Source organism: Parabacteroides vesiculifaciens, from assembly GCF_049860805.1.
GTDB lineage: Bacteria > Bacteroidota > Bacteroidia > Bacteroidales > Tannerellaceae > Parabacteroides.
The window spans coordinates 4,968,642-4,988,607 of record NZ_CP187555.1; the positions used below are offsets into that span (position 1 = coordinate 4,968,642).

19 protein-coding genes are annotated in these 19,966 nt (G+C 48.4%); 6 read left to right on the forward strand and 13 right to left on the reverse strand.

What is annotated here, in order from left to right; genetic code table 11:
- Nucleotides 1–20 precede the first annotated feature (20 nt).
- Nucleotides 21–482, reverse strand: a complete 462-nt coding sequence (locus ACPYIV_RS19925) for a glucosaminidase domain-containing protein (protein WP_293732708.1) — start codon at nucleotides 480–482, stop codon at nucleotides 21–23.
- Entirely contained in the window at nucleotides 479–922 is a 444-nt protein-coding gene (locus ACPYIV_RS19930) for an HU family DNA-binding protein (RefSeq protein WP_293732709.1), read from the reverse strand. The genes ACPYIV_RS19925 and ACPYIV_RS19930 overlap by 4 nt, the downstream gene beginning before the upstream one ends.
- Before the next feature lie 201 nt (nucleotides 923–1,123).
- Here ACPYIV_RS19930 and ACPYIV_RS19935 point away from each other — a divergent pair, with 201 nt between their 5' ends.
- The 3 genes from ACPYIV_RS19935 to ACPYIV_RS19945 all read left to right on the forward strand — a co-directional run bounded on the left by ACPYIV_RS19935 (nucleotide 1,124) and on the right by ACPYIV_RS19945 (nucleotide 7,700).
- Nucleotides 1,124–1,360, forward strand: a complete 237-nt coding sequence (locus ACPYIV_RS19935) for a DUF4248 domain-containing protein (RefSeq protein ID WP_293732710.1) — start codon at nucleotides 1,124–1,126, stop codon at nucleotides 1,358–1,360.
- 75 nt (nucleotides 1,361–1,435) lie between these two features.
- Nucleotides 1,436–3,799: a DUF3987 domain-containing protein gene (locus tag ACPYIV_RS19940; protein WP_425884771.1), complete on the forward strand. Its 2,364-nt coding sequence runs from the start codon at nucleotides 1,436–1,438 to the stop codon at nucleotides 3,797–3,799.
- A gap of 550 nt (nucleotides 3,800–4,349) precedes the next feature.
- On the forward strand, nucleotides 4,350–7,700 hold the full coding sequence (locus ACPYIV_RS19945; RefSeq protein ID WP_425884773.1) for a DUF6383 domain-containing protein: 3,351 nt from the start codon (nucleotides 4,350–4,352) through the stop codon (nucleotides 7,698–7,700).
- 330 nt (nucleotides 7,701–8,030) lie between these two features.
- On the opposite strand, the gene ACPYIV_RS19950 is transcribed toward ACPYIV_RS19945, so the two are convergent.
- A complete protein-coding gene (locus ACPYIV_RS19950; RefSeq protein WP_293739527.1) occupies nucleotides 8,031–8,966 on the reverse strand; it encodes an Rpn family recombination-promoting nuclease/putative transposase in 936 nt (311 codons plus the stop codon).
- A gap of 198 nt (nucleotides 8,967–9,164) precedes the next feature.
- Between ACPYIV_RS19950 and ACPYIV_RS19955 the strand changes: the two genes are divergently transcribed.
- Nucleotides 9,165–9,512: a type II toxin-antitoxin system RelE/ParE family toxin gene (locus ACPYIV_RS19955; RefSeq protein ID WP_293739526.1), complete on the forward strand. Its 348-nt coding sequence runs from the start codon at nucleotides 9,165–9,167 to the stop codon at nucleotides 9,510–9,512.
- Nucleotides 9,484–9,786: a helix-turn-helix domain-containing protein gene (locus ACPYIV_RS19960; RefSeq protein WP_425884776.1), complete on the forward strand. Its 303-nt coding sequence runs from the start codon at nucleotides 9,484–9,486 to the stop codon at nucleotides 9,784–9,786. The genes ACPYIV_RS19955 and ACPYIV_RS19960 overlap by 29 nt, the downstream gene beginning before the upstream one ends.
- A gap of 96 nt (nucleotides 9,787–9,882) precedes the next feature.
- Here the strand turns inward: ACPYIV_RS19960 and ACPYIV_RS19965 are convergent, their stop codons facing one another.
- The 7 genes from ACPYIV_RS19965 to ACPYIV_RS19995 all read right to left on the reverse strand — a co-directional run bounded on the left by ACPYIV_RS19965 (nucleotide 9,883) and on the right by ACPYIV_RS19995 (nucleotide 16,032).
- Nucleotides 9,883–11,469 carry a tetratricopeptide repeat protein gene (locus tag ACPYIV_RS19965; protein ID WP_425884778.1) on the reverse strand — a complete coding sequence of 529 codons (1,587 nt, stop codon included), beginning with the start codon at nucleotides 11,467–11,469 and terminating at the stop codon, nucleotides 9,883–9,885.
- 13 nt (nucleotides 11,470–11,482) lie between these two features.
- Nucleotides 11,483–12,415 (reverse strand): PstS family phosphate ABC transporter substrate-binding protein, encoded by a 933-nt coding sequence (locus ACPYIV_RS19970; RefSeq protein ID WP_425886537.1) that lies wholly within the window; start codon nucleotides 12,413–12,415, stop codon nucleotides 11,483–11,485.
- An 86-nt stretch (nucleotides 12,416–12,501) separates the two neighbouring features.
- On the reverse strand, nucleotides 12,502–13,326 hold the full coding sequence (locus tag ACPYIV_RS19975; RefSeq protein ID WP_293739552.1) for an energy transducer TonB: 825 nt from the start codon (nucleotides 13,324–13,326) through the stop codon (nucleotides 12,502–12,504).
- A complete protein-coding gene (locus tag ACPYIV_RS19980) occupies nucleotides 13,326–13,991 on the reverse strand; it encodes an ExbD/TolR family protein (protein WP_293732716.1) in 666 nt (221 codons plus the stop codon). The genes ACPYIV_RS19975 and ACPYIV_RS19980 overlap by 1 nt, the downstream gene beginning before the upstream one ends.
- Before the next feature lie 14 nt (nucleotides 13,992–14,005).
- A complete protein-coding gene (locus tag ACPYIV_RS19985) occupies nucleotides 14,006–14,614 on the reverse strand; it encodes an ExbD/TolR family protein (protein ID WP_293732717.1) in 609 nt (202 codons plus the stop codon).
- A 6-nt stretch (nucleotides 14,615–14,620) separates the two neighbouring features.
- Nucleotides 14,621–15,430, reverse strand: coding sequence for a MotA/TolQ/ExbB proton channel family protein (locus ACPYIV_RS19990; protein ID WP_425884781.1), 810 nt, complete (start codon nucleotides 15,428–15,430; stop codon nucleotides 14,621–14,623).
- A gap of 206 nt (nucleotides 15,431–15,636) precedes the next feature.
- Nucleotides 15,637–16,032, reverse strand: coding sequence for a hypothetical protein (locus tag ACPYIV_RS19995; protein ID WP_293739523.1), 396 nt, complete (start codon nucleotides 16,030–16,032; stop codon nucleotides 15,637–15,639).
- 346 nt (nucleotides 16,033–16,378) lie between these two features.
- On the opposite strand from ACPYIV_RS19995, the gene eno reads away from it, so the two are divergent.
- Nucleotides 16,379–17,662 (forward strand): phosphopyruvate hydratase, encoded by a 1,284-nt coding sequence (gene eno, locus ACPYIV_RS20000; RefSeq protein WP_293739522.1) that lies wholly within the window; start codon nucleotides 16,379–16,381, stop codon nucleotides 17,660–17,662.
- A gap of 69 nt (nucleotides 17,663–17,731) precedes the next feature.
- Here eno and ACPYIV_RS20005 read toward each other — a convergent pair whose 3' ends face one another.
- The 3 genes from ACPYIV_RS20005 to ACPYIV_RS20015 all read right to left on the reverse strand — a co-directional run bounded on the left by ACPYIV_RS20005 (nucleotide 17,732) and on the right by ACPYIV_RS20015 (nucleotide 19,898).
- Nucleotides 17,732–18,430, reverse strand: a complete 699-nt coding sequence (locus tag ACPYIV_RS20005) for a hypothetical protein (RefSeq protein ID WP_293732721.1) — start codon at nucleotides 18,428–18,430, stop codon at nucleotides 17,732–17,734.
- Between the two features lie 110 nt (nucleotides 18,431–18,540).
- Complete coding sequence (locus ACPYIV_RS20010; RefSeq protein WP_425884784.1) at nucleotides 18,541–18,876, reverse strand: DUF4907 domain-containing protein; 336 nt, start codon at nucleotides 18,874–18,876, stop codon at nucleotides 18,541–18,543.
- Nucleotides 18,877–18,887: 11 nt separating this feature from the next.
- The gene (locus ACPYIV_RS20015) at nucleotides 18,888–19,898 is read right to left on the reverse strand and encodes a Kelch repeat-containing protein (protein ID WP_293732723.1); all 1,011 of its coding nucleotides are present in this window, start codon (nucleotides 19,896–19,898) and stop codon (nucleotides 18,888–18,890) included.
- Between the last annotated feature and the right edge of the window lie 68 nt (nucleotides 19,899–19,966).

Sequence of the window (19,966 nt, forward strand, 5' to 3'; positions counted from 1 at the left end):
GATTGATAGTTGTTTAGAGTTTATAACGCCATAATCGCCTGTATCGTCTGTGCGATTTGGATGATGCTGTGCCGGTATGTTTCCCGGTTATCACCGTTCAGTTCGCTGATGTAGGGACTGTAGGCGATTTCTTTGGCATAGGCCTGCAGGTCGTTGCTCACCTGCCAGGCGGAACGGTAGTTGTTTCGTATCAGGCGTGCAAAATCCAGGAACGAATTCTCCCTCGTGTCATAACGACGGAAATCGAGCGAATAGGAGGACGCTTTTACGGTTGTCTTCCCGCCATGCCAATAGGCGTTGCTGCACCCATAGGCAGTCAGTCCGAAATAGTTCCGGCATTCCTTTGCCAGGTTGCTTGTGCCCCAACCGCTTTCGAACGCCGCCTGTGCCAGAATGGCCAGCGGATTCAGGTTGAAAGCAGCTCCTGCCGACAAAGCTGCCGGCAGACACTCTTTTACGAAGCTGATTTGTGCTGGTTTCATAATTCTCCCGGTCTTTCTTCTTCACCACCAGAATTGGACTTATCTGTCTCTTGTCCAATGCGTTCAATGTTGACTTTAGCTATCATTTCGCGCAGTTTAACTCCCGGAGAATAGATTATTCGCGGCTTCCTGATCAATGATGCGTGAAAATCGGCTGCATTTACCACTCCAGAGCTTCCGAGCGAGATCCGGAAGTTGCCTAATGCGCCCAACTGGACCACTTCGCCACGCAACAACGCTTCCTGCATGCAACGGATCAGTCCCAACAAGACGAGAGCCACATCGCCGTCGCTGGCCGTCGAACGATCTGCCACCACATCGCAGATTGTGTTAAAATCCATCATACCGGTGACATTGGCCGAGGCATAATACCGTTTGGCATCGGCTGCCGCATCTTTGGTCAAGTCTTTTTTCAAAACAAGTTTGTACTTTACTGACATACGATTTATAGATTAAGGGTTAGTGAATTATTACATTACAAAGATACGACTCCCGGCAGCCTGGCGGGAAAGGTATATACGGTTAGCCGAGGTTTTGGCAGTATTTCTTGTTTTTTTTGAAAATAATTGTCGGATTCCTTGTTCAGTACCAAAAAATGTCGTACATTTATAATGTATTAGAACGGTTAAATCAAAATTATTATGGAAGATAAAAAAATAGAGCTTGTATCGGCAAAAGGAGCTATGGGGGTTACCGAATTCGCGCTTCTTTATTTCCCGGATTGTACCCCGGAGATTGCCTATAAAAGGATGTGGGTATGGATACGGACTTCACGCGGTTTGAAAGAGAAACTCTTGGCTGCGGGGTGGGTGAAATTCCAGAAACTCTATACGCCGAAGCAGGTAGCCTGCTTAGTCGAGCACTTGGGGGAACCTTAGAAATAACAAATAACCGAAAGAGCCGCACGAAACGTTCCGGCGGGAACTGTAGCCTTTCATTTAATACATAGTAGTATGGTAATACAAAAAGAAGTCGAAGGAACTTGTTTTGACTCTGCGTTCCAGACAGGGAGCGCCAGTTTGATGACCTTGGATCAGTACATCAGTAATGTGAAAAGTGGCGAATATGCAAGCCGGATCGCCTATCTGCGCGGGCTTATCAAAGCCGGAAAGAAGGAGGAAGCGGATGCTTACAAGAAGAAACTGCCCCTCTATGTCGCCGGCGGTGTGATGGAGGGTGGCCGCAAACTTGAACACATGGTGCGCTATAGCGCGTGCACAGTGGTCGATATAGACGATTCGCCTATACCCGTCCCCGAATTGCTCCTTCGGGCAGCCGCACTCCCGTATGTGAAAGCCGGCCACGTCAGCCCTTCCGGGACCGGCGTCAAGCTTTTCGTATTGGTCGACAGTGGGTTGAAGGACCATTATCCGGCCTTTGAAGTCGTCCGCCGCCGTGTCGAGACGGATCTTCCGGGTGTGAAGGTGGACATCAGCGGGAAAGACCCGAACCGTGGGTGTTTCGCCGGCCATGACCCGAACGCTTTTTATAAAGAAGAATCCGAAGTGATCGAAATCCCCGTTGCCGGCCCGGAGTTTCAGGCTGGTTCCGGGCATTCCTCCGCAGGCGTATACCCCGGTATGCGGCTTTCGAACTACATCGACAAGTACGAACAAAGTAATACTTTTGTTCCCGGCAACCGCCATTCTTATCTTGTGAAGCTGTCTTCGGCCTTGAACAATGCCGGTTTTTCTCCTTACGAAGCCACCCGGGAGTGTGTCCGCCGCTACGGCTCGGTCGACTTCCCGGCTGCCGAGGTCGAGACGACGGTAAACGACATTTACCGGCGCTACAGTGCTTCGCACGGAAGCTGTGTGTTCCATCCGGATGCGGTCGGTCCACACCGGAAAACTGTCAAAACTGTCAAAACTTCGCCCCCCGTATTTCAAAATGCACCATTAGCGGATGAAGCGGATGAAACGACTGATATTGAGCTTGATAATACTCTTTTGCCCCACTTTGACGAGGCTGTCTACGACCATTTGCCACCCCTTCTCACGGACATTCTCAAACGGGCAAACAGCCGTACGGAGCGGGACGTCATGCTGATCTCTTCGTTGACGTTGTTGAGCAGCGTGATGCCCGGTGTCAAGGGGTCGTTGGACGGACACGACTATTCGTCCGCTTTCTATACGATCGTCACCGGTAATTCGGGTAGCGGAAAAGGGTGTATGGCCGGACTCCAGAAGCTGCTGGACCCCTGGCAACAGTATGTCTACGATAATTCGCGGCATTATGTCGAAGAATATGAAGCGGCTAACGAGGAGTATGAGAACTACAAGATCCGAAAGCGTCAGAACCGTTCCGGAAAAGAACCGCTTGGCCCGGCTCCGGAAAAACCGAAGGTCGTGAAGCAGAAGAACCTCCTTCTGCCCGGCTATATCACGCAGGCGCGGTTGGTGGAGCTGCTCGATGTCAACTCGCCCTACACCTCCTGCATGATGGATACGGAGATGGAAACCATCCTCTCCCTGTTGTCGCAAGATTATGGCAAAATCAGCGACATTTTGAACAAGGCGGCCCACCACGAAACGGTCGGCAGCTCGTCGAAAAACAACGGAACCTACCTGGCTCGTCGGCCGAGCCTGGCATTGCTTTGGAGCGGGACGCCGGCCATCTTGCCCCGCCTTATCCCCTCGACCGAAAACGGACTTTTCAGCCGTATGCTGATGTACAAGATAGCAACGGGCGGGGAGTATCGTCCGCTGACCTCTGCCGATGACACGCCGGCGGCTTCCCAGTATATGGACGCTTTCGGGCAACGGGTGTTGGATATCGGTGTTTTTCTTGACGGGTCGCCGACTTGGGTACGCTTCAGCGACGCCCAGCGAAAACGCCTGGACCGATTCTTCAGAGGTGAGTATTATAATGTCCGCTTTTTCGGCAATGAAGACCTGGAGTCGACCGTCTTGCGCTACCGCCTGGCGATCTTCCGCATAGCCATGACCTTGACCGGGCTTCGTAAAGGAGAGAGTGGTTCGACGGAACGTACATGGACGATCAGCGATGAAGATTTCAACACGGCTTTCCATCTCGGGAAAATTTGTTTGCAGCACGCTTATGTCGTGGCGACATCGTTGAAGCGTGCTTCTTCCGAAGTCCATTTCAAGTTCCCGCACCATATGCGAAACCTGTTCGTATCGTTGCCCGACACATTCAAACGTGCGGATGTCTTGGAGGGGGCAAATGTCCGTGGAGTGTCGGTCTCTTCGGTCGACCGTTTCCTCCGAAAAGCTGAAAAATATGATATAATCGCCTCAAAAGGAGCAGGTTACTATGAGAAGACGGATGTCGGGAAGAAAATTGCCGCTGTGTAAAATGGGGGGCGAAGTTTTGATAGTTTTGACAGTTTTTCGGGGCAAAATCCGGAAAACGTCAAAAAACAGACCGGTAAGCATCGGACCAATGACGGACAGGCACCCCTTCAAAACGCAGTAGGCATCAGGGTTTTCCCTAAAAGGCACCGATTTTTGAACGAAAACGGCGTTAATGAATTTTTAGAATGCTGTTTTTTAGCGTAAATTGTTGTGGATGAGCTGTTTGGGGGAAGTAAAAATGACGAAAAAAAACGATCGTTTTTTTTCGTCATTTTTACAGCACAAAAATACATATACTTTTTAAAACCACAACTCTTTTCACAAAAAAAAATCCTACATCTATATCCTTTCTTATCAATCAGATAGCAATTCGAGGACAAAAAACCACTTTTTCAACACGAACTTCAAAGACAGCCAAAAAAATGACGAAAAAAAACGATCGTTTTTGCTATCAAAATACAAAAGTTAACACGTGTACATTATAAACGCGTGTACGTATATATAGAACGAACATTTCAATTATAGTATTATTAATATTAAAGTTTAGATTATGAACAAAAAGTTTTCTACTCTTTTGGTCGGCGCAATGCTGGCCACAGTGGGAGTCGGTTCTGTATCTGCTGCAGGCGTGAAGCTGGACAAGGCGGATGGTACGTACAACACGAAGTTGTACCAGATTGCCATTGGTCAAAACCGGGATTCAGTTGTCGTCATGACAAGCCGTGCCGATGGATCTGACTCTTTGTATGTAAAGGCTCGTACAACCTTGGGAGCCGATTCTTTGGCCAATTCTTTGTGGTGCGTGGCTGTAACAAAACCTGCACAGGCTGGACAGTCTTACATCTATGATTTCCGCAACAAGGCAACGGGCAAGAAGTTGGCAATCGACATCAATCCAAACTGGAAACACAACCAGTTGATGGGAGATACGCTGGCAGTAGGCGTAGATCTGGACGGATGGGCTTTCTCTGAAACAGCTCCTCAATTATCTGAAAAGCGCCCGATGTATGTTTACATCCCGGGAAAAGACTCTGTGGCTGCCTTGGGTTGGGATCAGACTGGCGCAAGAGGCGGTTTAGAAGCGATGAAAGTGTATGCACATGCCGACACGATCGCTAAGCAGGTGACTTCCGCCGGTTATGTGTTCACATTGATGGAACCGGATCACCTGACCTTGAACGCTACCGCCCTTCACACACTGCTCGGACGCAACAGCGACGGTACAAGCGTACAGTTCCATTTCTGGAAAGGCGACACGGAGTTGAAGAACACTTCGGCCAAGGAAATGGTGAAAGGCTTTGTCCTGGGTGAAGAGTTGATCGCAAAAGATACGACTACCGCACGCGGAACAGCAGGTATCATCTTCAGAAACAAAAAGACAGGCAACTACCTGCGTGTTGACTCGGGTTGGCACAACAAGGACGGTGTCCGATTCAACGTGTTGACCGATACGACGACTAAGGTTACATTCGACTTGGACAACGCCGCTAAACACATCGGCCAGTACATCTTCCAGGTGAATTATGCTCCGGCAGGCGACAGCCTCTATATGCGCGTCGATACAGCCATCTACAACAATACGTTTGTAGAAAAAGACAACTTCCATCGTTGGACGGGTGAAGCTGACTCTACTTATATTGTCTTGCAGAACCTGACAGCCAACCAGCAGTGGGCGTTGACAGTAGGCAAGGACTCTGTCGCTACCCGCATCGGTTTGGGCATCGGCACTTGCGGTGACGAAGTAGGCTTGGGACGCACTTCCGTAAAAGACGGTCTGTACACGATCAAGGACAAGGCTACCGGAAAGTATTACGCTTATCCGTTATATGGAAACGGTTCTGTGAAGGATTGGGTCGAATTTGACGAAGAATCCCAGTTGGCAGCCCATATGCCTGCTTACCAGTGGATCATCGATCGTACATACGATACGGGCGACTTGGCTGAAACTTCACCGATTACAGTTGAAAACCGTGAATATAAAGGAAAGTTCACCGTACAGCTTTATAAGGATGCCGAAGGCAAGATCTTCGCACGCAACGGCGAGTTGGTTGATGCTGAGCTGGTGATCGAAGAAATCAGCAAGGACGCTCATCCGGAAGCTTATGATAACAAGTATCTGGGATACTTCCACCGTCCGGAAGCTGACATCACCTATAACGTGAAGAACTATGTCTTCAAATATTTCCATCCGTATGCTTTGGACGAAGACGCACGTTATCTGACCATCAACAACGACAGCTTGCTCTATGCAAAACAGACAAGAAATGGCGTGAACTTCGAATTGCAGTCTTATGAAAGCAAGGAATATAACTATGGTGTTGGCCATGATGTTGCAGGTGGTGATATTACAAAGGATGCATACAAGAAAAGTATCTATGGTAAGATTGGTATTGTTCCGTTGAAGAGAACTGCTTATATCATCGCTCGTGAAGGTGCTGTAATGGATTCCATCGCAGACAAGAAGTATGCAATGGCACAGCGTAAGTACTTGACAGAAGTGGACAGCTTCTATATGAAGGCTAACAACTACTACGGAGAAGACGACTTCTTTACGATCATCAAGTCTTATAATACTGGTTCTGATCTGGTTCCTGCATTCTCTAAGGCAGGTGTATCTGACAACAATCTGAACTCTCCGATGGGTGTACAGGAATTGGTTACCGAACGTTCTTCTGCATTCAGCATCAAGATCGACGACACGCCTCTCTACCGTCGTTTCAACAACGAAAACATTGGTGAAGAAGAAATCGGTCGCGATAGCTTGCTGTTCCGTGAGTTCTACCGTGGTGAATATCTGATGGACGAAACAAACACGAACTTCTTGAGTAAGAGCGTTGACTACTTGGGTATCTGGACTGCCGACAAGGCTAAGGGCAAATTGGCGTTCCGTGTTGATACAGCTTGGGTTGTACGTGGCTTGGGTTATATCAAACCGCAGTATTTGATCTCCGTATCCAACAGCTTCTATGAAGGTAAGGTGGCAGAAGATTGCAAGGAAGATGGCGTACACATTGACCGCGAAACACTCGAAGTGACAGATGATGCTTCTAAGTGTATCCACGCTCATATGGCAGTTCCGTCATTCTGGAGAGGCAAATATCTCGTTAGCTTCGCTGACTCTGTTGCCAAATACAATGGTAAGGATGAAGCTCTTCCGTATCTGGACAAGATCGGCGCTTACACTCGCGTAGGTTTTGTTGACGCTATCCAGAAAGGTGACAGCTTGTATGTATTGCCGGCTGCTTACAGAAACGTGAAGAACGAAGACATCAAGTTTGCTGAACTGGACAAACTGAATGCCGAACTGAAAGACGAATTCGACAGAGGCAATTCCGACGAACGTCCGTTCATCGTCAACCTGAAATATGATGCTCACAAGAATGTGACTTGGTCATTCCGTTATGTATATCCTGACAAAGCACTTTCTGTAGAGAAAGAAGGCGAAGAAAATTCATTCTTGATCGAATCAATGGCTTATCCTGAAAAAGACGGCAAGTACGATAAAACCAACGGCACGAAACAGGCTATCGCTCCTAATTGCGCAGCATGGTTGAAGAACCAGAACGGTTGCTTGGTATTGACTAACGAAAGATCTTCTTTCGTGGATGCCATCACAGGTGGTGACCCTGCATTGATCTTCAATGTAGACCGCAAGTCTGCCGATGACGATTACGCTACCGACAACGAAGAGATCGCAACATCTGAAGTAACTGTAATCGCTCAGGAAGGTGCTGTAAGAGTGGCTAACGCCGAAGGTAAGAAAGTCGTTATCACTAACGTACTGGGTCAGGTAGTAGCTAACACAGTTATCACTTCAAGCGACGTAGTTATCGCTGCTCCTGCCGGTGTAGTCGTAGTGGCTATCGAAGGCGAGGAAGCTGTAAAAGCTGTCGTTAAGTAATTGATCATTTGGAAATAAAATTCATCAACCTTCCGGTTTATGCCGGAAGGTTGAGTAACATTATAATTAAATAAATCTAATAATTGCTGCGCGGTTTTTCCCGGGCATAGGCTTTTGCAGCCTTGTCCTCCGGAATCTCTAACTACCCCGCGAGGGCGAATAAGCAGCAGATATTAATACTAAAGTTAATGAAATTATAAAAAGTTCTTCTGACCTTCCTTCTGCGAAGACCGGAGGCAGACAAAAAACAAGCCCCTGCAATCAAATGGTTACAGGGGCTTCGTTGGTTATTGTTACTTCTCGATTTTCTTACTCCTTTAAGGCGGTTGTTTATTTCAATAGCGCCTCCACCTCTTTCTCCGGTAGCCCCGCAGTCTTGGCGATGGTCGCAAGATCCATGCCTGCTTGCTTCATGTTCCGGATGATTTTGCGCATGCCTTCGGCGATGCCTTGGGTAATTCCTTGGGTGATTCCTTGGGTAATTCCTTCTGCTCTCCCTTTTTCCTCCCCTTCCTCAAAACTTGTAGCCATGCAAGCCGCCAGGTCGCGTTCGGCAGCAATGCTGAGTTCGTAAGCCAGACGTTCTTTTGCGCTCATGCGTTGAAGTTCGATAGCGCTTTTGAGTTTTCGCAGAAGTTTGTCGTTCTGTATTGTTTCTTTAGATAACTGTCCCATAATGTCTATGTTGTTCATCGTGTATAAAAACTTTTTGTAAAACGTATCGCATTCCTCAAAGTCCAACTTGAACTTTGGAAGCTCCAAGTAGATCTCATTCAGTGTTTCGCTGAACGGAATTTTCAGTTCACGATCCATGCGCACGACATCCCAACGATATTTGTCAGTGTAAAACGCATCAAGGATAAAGTCCAGAAAACAAACCACGTAAACTTGGTTGACGTGGTAGTTCCACCGTCTCTTTTCTTCATCCGTTGCCAACCGGAACTTTTCACATTCTATATCCGCCTGCATTTGTATAACAAACGAAGCGTAATAAAGTACACGGTCGGAGAAGTACTTTTGTCTTTTTTTCTGGATTTCCACAATGAAAAGCTCTCCATCCGATCCTTCACAAAACAAGTCGAAAACAGCTTTCCTGCTATCTGCATTGTTGCCTTGCATTTCCACGTTGTGGAATATGATATCTTTGATATCCTTATTAAGCAAGCTGTTCAGGAAGCCGATCGTAAGTTCCTTGTTCGACACAGTGCCGAAAATCCTTTTAAACGCATAATCCGATTTCGGATCAATAAACTTGTCTGATTTCATAGTTTGACAGGCTTTAGGTTGCTATCCAATGCCGGATAGTGTAACAAAGATAATCGTTTTTCTGAAAGCCGGAAAGTTTTGTACGGAAAAAGTCTGGGAGGTGGCATTCCCTTCGGAATTCGTTATGTATAATGTGTGATAGGTAAAAAGAAAGAACAATTTGTTGTATAGTTGAACAACGTTTTGTATATTTGCAATATGGAAAGAGAACGCAGGATACGGACCTATGGGGGCTACTTCGAAGCCTTTATGAATACTCTGGAAGAGGGAGTTCAAGAGAAAATTCAGTATGGATTGCTGTTGTTGAAAACGCAGGATAGGCTTTCCGGAAAGTTTGTGAGACTAGTACGGAACGGAGTGTTTGAACTTCGGACCGAATATAATGGAAATATCTATCGTGTTTTTTTTATTTTTGATGGCAGTAACATTGTGATCCTGTTCAATGGTTTCCAGAAAAAGACACAAAAAACTCCCACTAATGAAATAGAGAAAGCTTTAAAAATAAAGGAGGCATATTATGCAGACAAACAATCATCAGGTATTTGATTATGACGCTGTACTGGACGCCCGTTTCGGAGCACCCGGAACCCCCAGTCGTATCGAAGCTGAAGAAAAAGCCTATGCTTTTTATACCGGGCAAATTATAGAAGATGCGCGGAAAAAAGCAAAGATCAGCCAGGCGGAATTGGCTCGCCGTATAGGCTCGGACCGTTCTTATATATCGAGAGTGGAAAGCGGGCAGACTGAACCGAAAGTTTCAACATTCTATCGCATTATGAACGCTTTAGGATATCGGATCGAATTGTCGATGTCTTTGTAATCGTATAAGGCATTATGAATAACAAACCCCGGCATACCTGAAAGGTCGATTAATTGATATGCCAGGGTGAAAAATATGAAGATAGAGAAAAAAGGTTTATTTGATGTTTTTCAGTGCTTCTAAAGCCGTCTTGTCGGCGGGGGCGATGTCGAGGATTTTGTTCCAGTACAGTTTTGAACTGTCCATGTCCTGCTTGAGGTAATAATAGTAGCCCAGGTAGCGGTAACATTCGGCCAGTTCCTTCCGGTATTTATCCTGATTCTTTTCAAGCATCGGGATACATGCCTTGTAGTACGGTTTAGCCAGCCCTTTCTCCGTTTCCGGGTCCAATAGCGAATGGGTACGAGCCTGCCACAGGACGCCTAAGTGACTTGACGGCACGCGCTCCTTCACAATGGCGAAGATGCTGTCGGCTTTTGCCAGGTAGCCGGCTGCAAGCGTACTATCCTTGACGGCAGCCTCGTAGTAATACTTTCCTAACTGGTAGAAATCCGAAGCCTCTGCCGCTTCGCCCGCCTGTTCGATATACTTTGTATAAGCCTCTATCGCCGCATTGTCGTCTCCGTTATTCAGACTGGCATTGGCGATATCCTTGTATATTTCGGGATGTGCATTGTTGCCGCTAAGCGCTTGCGCCTGTTGCAAGGCGGCTAAAGATTGGTCATACCGCTTGGCTTCGTTCAGCAAACGGCCGTAATACAGATAATCCTGCCAGATAAATTTGCCGTCCGGGACTAAGAAGAATGTGGTCGCCTCGTCCAATCCTTCCTGGTACTTGCCGGTTTCGCAGGCGTTGTAGAAACTGAGACGTTTCAACAGGAAATTGTCCGGGTCTATAGCCTTGCCTTTAGCAAGCACTTCGGCCGCTTTGTCGTACTGTTTGTCGAAGAACAGGGCGGAGGCATAATGAACCAGGTTGTCGGCAGAGTACAATCCACCTGCCATATACTTGTCGTAGGCGTCGATCGCTTTGGCATAGGCGCCCTGCAAGGAATAGACATTTCCCAACGTGCGCTGGGCGAGCAGGAACTCTGGGTGGTTCGCTAAAACCTTTTGCAACATCTCGACGGAGAGGGAAGGAGTTACTGCCTGATAGACCTCGGCATATCGGATGTACGCGATCCGGCAGTCCGGATCGAAATAGATAGCCTGTTCGTATTTGCCGGCGGCCTCGCCCGGCTTGTTTTGTGCTAACAGGCGGTCGCCTTCGTAGAGGAAGATGGCTGGAGCGTTCGGGCTCAGTTTACGGGCGTTTTCAAGAGCGGCTGCGGCCTCTGGTTCCATACCGTTAGCTGAGTAGGCGGAGGCGATGGCAACATAGATATCTGCATTTTTCTTGTTGACTTTGATAGCTGTGTTGAATGCTTTTCCGGCGGCCGGTCGGTCTGTTTTCAACAGGATTTTCCCTTCGCCAACTTTATTGAAGGCGTATTCGGGATTGGTCTCCCACCCCTGTTTATAATAATTGAGGGCCTCTGCCGGTTGTCCGGCATCGAAAGCGATCTCGCCTAAATAGTAGAGAGCTACCGCTTTTTCGGCAGGGGAACTGTTCAGCTGTTCGAGGAATAGCTTTTTGGCGATGTCAGGTTCACCGGCCTTGTAAAAATCAATGCCGGGATTATTGCCCGCATAAGCGATGGTTGCCAGCAGGCTGATGATGAGGATATAGATATTGCGTGTCATACGATTATAATGTTTATTTGATGTTTACGATACGTAGCGGCTGTGTAGCCGGAAGCAACCCCGATTTGAGGATGATCCGTTGTCCGCGGTCACTTGCCACAAAAGAGGTGAAACCGGAAGCCAGTCCCATCCGGGGTTCGGAAAGGAGCAGGTAGACAGGCCGTGCCATCGGATAATCGCCTAAAGCGATATAAGCCTGGTAGGGCTTGAAGCTGTTTGCGGAAGTCGCCTCCCGGTAACGGCTGACAGCCATCACGCGGATATTATCGATAAAGCCCATGCTTGTAGAATCGACCGGGTTGCTAACCCAGTTGACTCCGATGATGCCGAGTGCACCCGGTGTTTTCGAGACATAATCGAGTACGGACCGGTTGCTCTGTTCCGATTGCAGATGTCCGCTTAGCTTCTCACCGCCGCAGATCGTGTCGATCGCATAGCGTACCGTGCTCGAGTTGGGATTGTCGAACACTACTTCGATGGGCATAGCCGGGTTACGGGGCGACAGTTCGTTCCAGTTGCGTATCTTGCCGGTCAGGATGTCCTTCAATACGGGCATTCCGATCAACGAGTCTTCGTTCTGCCGGTTGATGATCAATGCGATCGCATCGGTCGCGACCTTGACAGCTTGTGGAAACAGCTTTTTCCGGTTCATGTAAGCTGTTTCCTCTTCCGTCAGTGGGCGGGTGGTTACGGCCAGCCAAGTGCTGTCGTGCAACAGCCGGTTGATCGTTTCCGTCTCGCCGGAAAACCTGGGAACGATGCCTGTCTCTTTGTAGATGCTTTCGAATACGGTGATCTCCTCCTGTATGATCGGGGCAAGCGATTCATCTACCGCAATCGCTATCACGCCGCTTGTGGGAGTATCGTCGGGTTCCGTACGTTTATTAGAGTTGCAGGCTACTAAAAACGCGGCTGCCAAGAGAGATATGATAATGTTCCGTTTCATTTTCAACAGAAAGGACATGCCGAGGGATATCGCTATCATGAATATACCCCGGACAATCCTCATATTTATATACTTTACCATCATGATCATTGTAGTTTAAACCGTACCGGAACCGTGAAGTAGACAGGGACGGCTCTGCCGTTCTGCTTGCCCGGCATCCATTTGGGAAGTGATTTGATTACCCGCACAGCCTCCTTGTCGCACGTCGGGTCCAGCTTGCGGAGGATTTGTATATCCGTCACTTCGCCGCTGGGACTGACCACGAAGCGGATCGTGACAATTCCCTGTATGCCTTGTTCGGCTGCAATGACCGGATATTTCAGGTGTCCGGCGATGTACTTCAGCAGTTCTGTCGTGCCACCGGGGTATTCCGGCATCTGCTCGACGGCTGTGTATGGTTTCGTCTCTTCCTGGATAACCTCCTTGTTGTCCTTCAGATCGGCGATGTCGATCGCGTCTTCACTGTCCGTACCTTGTACGTCGGCAACCGAGATTGCCATCTTCGAAGTCGTCAGTTCTTCCTGTGTCTTGATCTCTTCATTATCGTTCACCTCTTTGTCGGCTTTGATGACGGGAGGGGTAAACTTGATGGTGCTCTTCAGTTTGGGAGGGGGAGGGGCTTCGATGTTGCGCACGACGTTTTCCTCCGGCACTTTCGTTTCCATCTTCAGGTCGGAGAGGGCGGTTACTTCCAACACCTGCTCCTTTGCGTGTTGCGGTACGACCGACTTGATGATGGCCGGCAATACCATGACCAGGATCGCTCCGGCCACTACGATCAGCAGGGCGCGGATATGGCGGGAGGAAGAGGTCTTGCGCAGTTCGTAGGCACCGTACTCCTTATTCTTCCCGGTGAAGACCAACTCGCACCATTCCGGTGAATTCAGGTTTATATTCTTTAGCATAACCATCATTTTTTAGGGTTGGAGCGGGCAATCTGCTTGGTCAGCTCGCCGCCGCTCTTCAGGTTGTCGATCAAAAATTTATCTCCATCCGTGATATCCACGATTGCGTATTTGCCGATATTGCATATTTGCATTTCGTCCAGAGCGTCTACCAGGTTCCGGTACGAAGCGTCGTCGGTAGCCTTTATCAGGACGACAGGGGCCTCTTTGGAACCTTTTATCTCGGTGGCCTGCTTCTTGAAGTCGTCTTCGGAAATCTCTTTGTTGAGTTTCTTCAGCTTGAGTTCCTTCATCCGGCGGACGACGTCGAAATTGCGTTCCAGCAAGATGTCGCGCAGACCGGCGGGTGAGTAGTCGGTTTGTTGCAGCGACTCGACGTGCTCGTAGTCCGGTTCACCGAAATAGTAGTATATCTTATCGTCTTCGCCAAGTAGCAGGGTGATGGCTTTGGAGGCTTTGACCTTTGTCTGCTCCGCTTCTGTTACCTGGTCTTTCGACGGCATACTGATCTCCATTGTCTGCGGCTTGCTGAGCGAGGTACAGAGCATGAAAAAGGTGATCAGCAACATATTCATGTCCACCATAGGCGTAAAGTCCACGCGGACGGTCATCTTTTTCTGTTTGCCTTTCTTGCCGTCGTCTTTGCTTTTGTCTGTATTTACTTCTGCCATGACTTTAGTCGTTGTTAGACATTGTCAGGCATCTTTTTGAGCGAGGTAATCAAATTATACCGGTTCTCTCGAAGGTCCTGCAATGTGTTCATGATGTTTTTAATCTTCGGATAAGGAGTGTCCTGATCCGCCTTGATGGCGATGACGAGGTCACGGTTCACTTCCCGCGCATGCTGCACCCAACGTTTGAACTGGTTGTCGGTACTGTCGGCGGGAATGCCGTAGTCCTTCATCAGCCGGTCCTGTTCGCCGGACGGCATGCTGAGGAACTCCTGCATATTCTGGATGGGGACACCGAAGGAAGGTTGCAGGCTGAAGTCGTACACTTCTTTGTCAGTGAAATTGATGCCGAAATCTTTTCCCAGCAATTTCAGGACGTTCGCCTTGTCTTCCTGCTTGTCCAGGCTCATGAATACTTTCCCGTCGGGGTCCACCAGGATGGAAAGAATGTTCGTTTCCGGTATCTTGATCTCGGAGACGGACGAAGGGGTGGCAACCACCACCGGTTCTTTCTGGATAAAGGTGGACGTCAGCATGAAGAAAGTAAGCAGCAACACGGTGACATCACTCATCGCCGTCATGTCGATGAATGTACTTTTGCGTTTTACTATCAGCTTAGGCATAGGACTTTAATGTTTAGCGGCAAACGTCTGTACGATGGAGAAACCGATTTCATCAATAGCGTAGGTGATATTATCTATTTTACTGGTGAAGTAGTTGTATGAGATGATGGCCAGCGCACCGGTAGCGATACCTAATGCGGTATTGACCAAGGCTTCGGAAATACCGGTGGACAGGGCTACGGAGTCAGGTGCTCCGGCATTGGCTAAGGCGGCGAACGAGCGGATCATGCCTAATACCGTCCCCAACAGCCCGAACAGGGTTCCCAGCGTGGAGATCGTGGCGATAACCGGAAGGTTCTGCTCCATCGAAGGAAGTTCGAGGGCGGTGCTCTCTTCGATCTCTTTCTGGATGATCAATATCTTTTGTTCTTTGGTCTGTCCGGACGAACTCTCCACGTCGCTGTAGCGTGACAGGGCCGCGTTGACGACATTCGCGACGGAACCTTTTTGCTCGCTGCACAGTTTATGGGCGGCATCGAGGTTGCCTTCTTCCAGATCTTTCTTGATCGTCTGCACGAACTTGACTAAATTTTTTCTCCCTTTGGAGCGGCCTATCGCGATCATGCGTTCGATACTCAGGGTGACGACGGTGAGGAACAAGGTGATTACCACCGGGACGATGTAACCGCCTTTATAGACCGTACCGAAGTAATTGCCTGGCAGCGGATGGTTGGCGGGATTGTTATCCATGAAGTTTGCCGGATTGCCCAGAACGAATTGATAAAAACAAACGGCGATGATGAAGCAAGCCAGGATCACGATGGCTGCGGAAATACCGTTGTATGTTTTTTTATTATTTGCCTTTTTAGTTTCCATATTCTTGAATTATTTGATAGTAAATGAGACTGTTGTGATAAAGCGGATATGCAAGTGGCTGTTTAGCGGCTGTTTCCAACCATTCCCCTCTTGGATGAGGCGGAGGATGCGATATTGTCTGCGCATTCGAAAATACGCACCCTTTAGTCCCCTCCTCAAGAGGGGAGACGATTACTCTCAGCTACTAAAACCGACAGTCTGGACTATCAAATAATTATTTTCCGTAAAACGTAGACCCAATGGCCTGCCCGTATACGAAGGGAAGAGCATTTTAAAGAGTGAGTGACTAATACTATTTCTGATATCTTGTTGAGGGCGTCTTGTTCCTTTTGCAAGGACAGTTCGAACTGGCGGGAAGCCGTTTTCAGGAATCGTTCGCCTATCTCCGTGGATAGTTGTACACGGTTGCTCAGACAGGGAGCTGCATTGGGGCTTTGGCTTAGTTCGAAGTCTTTTATCTTATGTTGCAGGGAGAGGGCTTTTTCGTTTGACGTAACGACTGTTTGTCTTTTGTCCGTAACGGATTTGTCTGTCGCAGCCATGATTTCCTGTCCTATGATAAACAGTAGAAGAAGCGATAATATGGATAATACCTTTTTCATCATGGCTTATTTGGAAGTTCTATCGTATAAAAGTAACAATGTGGTCGGGAAAAAGTTGAGGAATTTTAAGAAAAAAAACGGATAAAAATGTTTTGGGCTTTCTAAAACCCTATTATCAAAATGTAACCGGGATAGCATGTAATCGGGATTAGTAGGGCGTGTAAAAGAAATTACACTAGCGGGTAATATTTTTTAACGTATTATTCTGAATGCAAATGGCGGGAATAGCTATCCAATTGTCAATTGTGTAAATGGCGTGATAGACAAATTCGATCTTCTTTACCCAACAAAGCGCCGTCCTCTTTTGTTATATTTGTACGAAAGATAAAACTCAAATATTAGAAGTATGGAAATTGTAAAAGTAGTAGGACGAGAAATCCTCGATTCACGTGGTAACCCGACTGTTGAAGTAGATGTACATTTGGCTTCCGGCGCTTTTGGCCGTGCAGCTGTCCCTTCCGGCGCTTCTACCGGTGAAAACGAAGCAATCGAACTTCGTGATGGCGACAAAAAACGCTATGGTGGCAAAGGCGTTTTGAAAGCTGTCGAAAATGTAAATAAGGTAATTGCTCCCGCTATCCTGGGTATGAGTGCCCTGAACCAGCGTGAGATCGACCATAAACTGATTGAACTCGACGGAACGAAGACAAAGTCCAATTTAGGCGCTAACGCCATGTTGGGTGTTTCCCTGGCAGTTGCCAAAGCGGCCGCGAACTATCTGGACCAGCCCCTTTACCGTTATATCGGCGGAACGAATGCGTATGTGTTACCTGTCCCGATGATGAATATTATCAATGGCGGTTCGCATTCCGATGCCCCGATCGCTTTCCAGGAATTTATGATCCGTCCGGTTGGCGCTTGCTGCTTCCGCGAAGGTCTGCGTATGGGCGCCGAGGTGTTCCATGCCTTGAAGAAGGTGTTGCACGATCGCGGCCTGAGCACGGCTGTCGGTGACGAAGGCGGTTTCGCCCCTGCATTGGACGGGACGGAAGACGCCCTGAACTCCATCATGGCTGCCATCAAAGCTGCCGGATACGAGCCGGGCAAGGACGTGACGATCGCTATGGACTGCGCTTCTTCCGAATTCTATCACGATGGCGTATACGATTATACGAAGTTTGAAGGCGACAAGGGCGCCAAGCGTACCGCCGAACAACAGGTGGCTTACCTGTCCGAGCTGGTTGCCAAATACCCGATCGACTCGATTGAGGACGGTATGGACGAAAACGACTGGGCCGGCTGGAAACTGCTGACCGATGCGTTGGGAAGCAAATGCCAGTTGGTAGGTGACGACCTGTTCGTGACGAACGTTGAATTCCTCAAGAAAGGTATCGAGGAAGGTTGTGCCAACTCTATCCTGATCAAGGTGAACCAGATCGGTACGTTGTCTGAAACACTGGATGCTATTGAAATGGCACACCGTAACGGCTATACCTCCGTTACTTCGCACCGCTCCGGTGAGACCGAAGACGCTACGATCGCCGACATCGCCGTTGCTACCAACAGCGGACAGATCAAGACCGGTTCACTCAGCCGTTCGGACCGTATGGCAAAATACAACCAGTTGCTCCGCATCGAAGAAGAGTTGGGCGATCTGGCTGTTTATGGATATAAGACTTACAAGAAGTAAAAATCCCGTTAATGATTTAGATGTAAGTGAAAGGAGGCTGTCCGTCGGGCAGTCTCCTTTTTTTGTGATTCAGATTCCTTTCCTGAAGATCACCTCTTTTTCGTTGTCGTTCTGCAGGATGAGGTTCATATTGCTGTAATCGATTGTCCCTTCATACAGAACCTCGCCGTTAACTAAGAGCACGATGTTGTCTTCAGCCGTACGATACCAATGTCCCTTGTAGTCACTGACGAATTTGGAAGGCGACAATTGATAGGTTATGCACTGGAATGTGTAATCGTTATCGAAGGTGAGGGAGGTCTTTGTCTGGGCCTCTTTTTCGTCCGGATGGAAAGTGGCGTAGACCGCATCCGTTATAACGTTCTTCGGATTGCAGGAGACAGTCCGGTCGAATCCCACCAGCCCCGTGATCAGGAGCTGCATATCCGGACCTTCTTCGTCCGCCTCTTTCGGCACGAGGTAACCCATGACACCGCAGTTGATGGCCTCCATCTCTTTCGGCTTCATCTCCTGGTACTTCTTTTCCACTTTGAGGTATTCTCCCTTCATGGCAACGGGGAGGACGGCGCCGGTGATGCAGTCTTTCAGTGTGGCGGCGTCGGCATAATAGGTGAAGTCGCCGTTGAAGTAAAAGATATTCGGGCCGGTCGGGATCGTATCTTTGGTGAAAGTTTCCGTATCTGCCGTTGCACCGGACTGTTTGTTACCCGTACAGGCTGCCAGTAGCGGGAGGAGTAAAAATAATCCTACTAATTTCCTTGTGTTCATTTGCTCGGTTGTTTAAATATAGAGAATAACAAGGATGCTGTGGAGTAAGTTTAAAAAAGGCCGACCATCACTGGCCAACCTTTCCTTTCATGTGTCAAAAAAATCTTTACTTAATCAGAGAGTGAATGTATAATATCATCTGTGGTTATCGTGAAGCTTTGGTTTCTCTTAATTCTTTCCACAACCAGGGTGCCGATACGGCGTGCACTGGCTTCGGTGGGGAAGGAACGGACCGAATCAATTGCGGGAATGGTGGACTGGTAAATCAACACTTTCCGGTTCATCAGCACTTTGTATCCCCAGCCATCCCCCAATTGAAACGTTTGCAACTCCGGTTGCACCTCGTCCCGGGACCCCATTTCCCAGGTACGGAAACAAAAAAGAATCAGTAACAACGGCAGCGATATAATCAGGTTGCCGAGGGCCATCCTACCTTTTCTCATCATCACGTTCATCATCAATCGTCATCAGGATCATAATCGTAAGGATGCAGTTCCCAGATGTCGTCGAACCGGTAGGTACCGCTTTTGCCCGTTGCTATATAGCCCCTTGTCCCGTTGGAGAAAGAGACTGCCAGTGTACGTGACGACCCTTTGAAGTCGTGCACCTGCTCCCAGAGGTCGGTGGAAGGATAGTATTTCCAGGTGTCGCTGCGGACACTCCCGCTTTCCCCGCAGGTCAGGTAGGCCGAGCCGTCGATAACGAAGGCATTGGCGTACTTGCGTACAATACTGTAATCATCGTCATAATCGTCGTCCGAAGTGTTGGCAATGTCACGCAATTGTGTCCATTGGCCTGTCGACGGATCGTATTTCCAGAAATCATCGATATAATCCCCATTGTTTACTCCGCAGCAAACATACGCGATGTTGTCTATCACGAAACTGGTAGCTCCCTGGCGTTTGCTTCCACCGATGCTGACGATCTGTGTCCAGGTGTTGCTTGCCGGATTGTAGGAGTAGAAATCTTTCAGGAAATTACCGTTATATCCGGCACCGATATAACCTTTCCCGGAAACTCCGAACGCGACTGCATCGTAACGCGCCGAACCCGGGAAGTCGGCTTTCTGGCTCCAAGTGTTCGAGGTCGGATCGTATTCCCAAAAATCGCTTAAATAGTTTAGCCCGTCGTAGCCGGTTCCCATATACCCTTTTCCGTCGATAGCAAAAGCGGTTGCGCTGTTGCGTGCCGTACCGGGGAAACTGGCTTTCTGCGTCCATGCGTCTGTGGTCATATCGTATTCCCATAAATCGCTCAAACGTGCATCGCTCTTACTTCCGTCATATCCGCAGACCAGATATCCTTTATTACCGATCGAGAAGCAGGAGGCTTCGCTGCGGGCAAGTCCGTCGAAATCGGATACGCGTACCCAGTTGCCGATCAGGTCTTCGTCGTCATCGTCGCTACAGGAAGTGGCAAGGATGGGAAATAGTGCTATTAAGAGCGTAAATAATCTTTTGTGTGTCATTCTTAAACGTGTTCTTTTATTGTTTTCTGGTGCAAAAGAACGGGGCTTTCCTTTTTTCCGCAAATTAA

Excerpts from the sequence above, each read along its gene's own strand:
- ACPYIV_RS19925 (WP_293732708.1), bottom strand. The coding sequence starts at position 482 with ATGAAACCAGCACAAATCAGCTTCGTAAAAGAGTGTCTGCCGGCAGCT.
- ACPYIV_RS19930 (WP_293732709.1), bottom strand. The coding sequence starts at position 922 with ATGTCAGTAAAGTACAAACTTGTTTTGAAAAAAGACTTGACCAAAGAT.
- ACPYIV_RS19935 (WP_293732710.1), top strand. The coding sequence starts at position 1,124 with ATGGAAGATAAAAAAATAGAGCTTGTATCGGCAAAAGGAGCTATGGGG.
- ACPYIV_RS19940 (WP_425884771.1), top strand. The coding sequence starts at position 1,436 with ATGGTAATACAAAAAGAAGTCGAAGGAACTTGTTTTGACTCTGCGTTC.
- ACPYIV_RS19945 (WP_425884773.1), top strand. The coding sequence starts at position 4,350 with ATGAACAAAAAGTTTTCTACTCTTTTGGTCGGCGCAATGCTGGCCACA.
- ACPYIV_RS19950 (WP_293739527.1), bottom strand. The coding sequence starts at position 8,966 with ATGAAATCAGACAAGTTTATTGATCCGAAATCGGATTATGCGTTTAAA.
- ACPYIV_RS19955 (WP_293739526.1), top strand. The coding sequence starts at position 9,165 with ATGGAAAGAGAACGCAGGATACGGACCTATGGGGGCTACTTCGAAGCC.
- ACPYIV_RS19960 (WP_425884776.1), top strand. The coding sequence starts at position 9,484 with ATGCAGACAAACAATCATCAGGTATTTGATTATGACGCTGTACTGGAC.
- ACPYIV_RS19965 (WP_425884778.1), bottom strand. The coding sequence starts at position 11,469 with ATGACACGCAATATCTATATCCTCATCATCAGCCTGCTGGCAACCATC.
- ACPYIV_RS19970 (WP_425886537.1), bottom strand. The coding sequence starts at position 12,415 with ATGAAACGGAACATTATCATATCTCTCTTGGCAGCCGCGTTTTTAGTA.
- ACPYIV_RS19975 (WP_293739552.1), bottom strand. The coding sequence starts at position 13,326 with ATGGTTATGCTAAAGAATATAAACCTGAATTCACCGGAATGGTGCGAG.
- ACPYIV_RS19980 (WP_293732716.1), bottom strand. The coding sequence starts at position 13,991 with ATGGCAGAAGTAAATACAGACAAAAGCAAAGACGACGGCAAGAAAGGC.
- ACPYIV_RS19985 (WP_293732717.1), bottom strand. The coding sequence starts at position 14,614 with ATGCCTAAGCTGATAGTAAAACGCAAAAGTACATTCATCGACATGACG.
- ACPYIV_RS19990 (WP_425884781.1), bottom strand. The coding sequence starts at position 15,430 with ATGGAAACTAAAAAGGCAAATAATAAAAAAACATACAACGGTATTTCC.
- ACPYIV_RS19995 (WP_293739523.1), bottom strand. The coding sequence starts at position 16,032 with ATGAAAAAGGTATTATCCATATTATCGCTTCTTCTACTGTTTATCATA.
- eno (WP_293739522.1), top strand. The coding sequence starts at position 16,379 with ATGGAAATTGTAAAAGTAGTAGGACGAGAAATCCTCGATTCACGTGGT.
- ACPYIV_RS20005 (WP_293732721.1), bottom strand. The coding sequence starts at position 18,430 with ATGAACACAAGGAAATTAGTAGGATTATTTTTACTCCTCCCGCTACTG.
- ACPYIV_RS20010 (WP_425884784.1), bottom strand. The coding sequence starts at position 18,876 with ATGATGAGAAAAGGTAGGATGGCCCTCGGCAACCTGATTATATCGCTG.
- ACPYIV_RS20015 (WP_293732723.1), bottom strand. The coding sequence starts at position 19,898 with ATGACACACAAAAGATTATTTACGCTCTTAATAGCACTATTTCCCATC.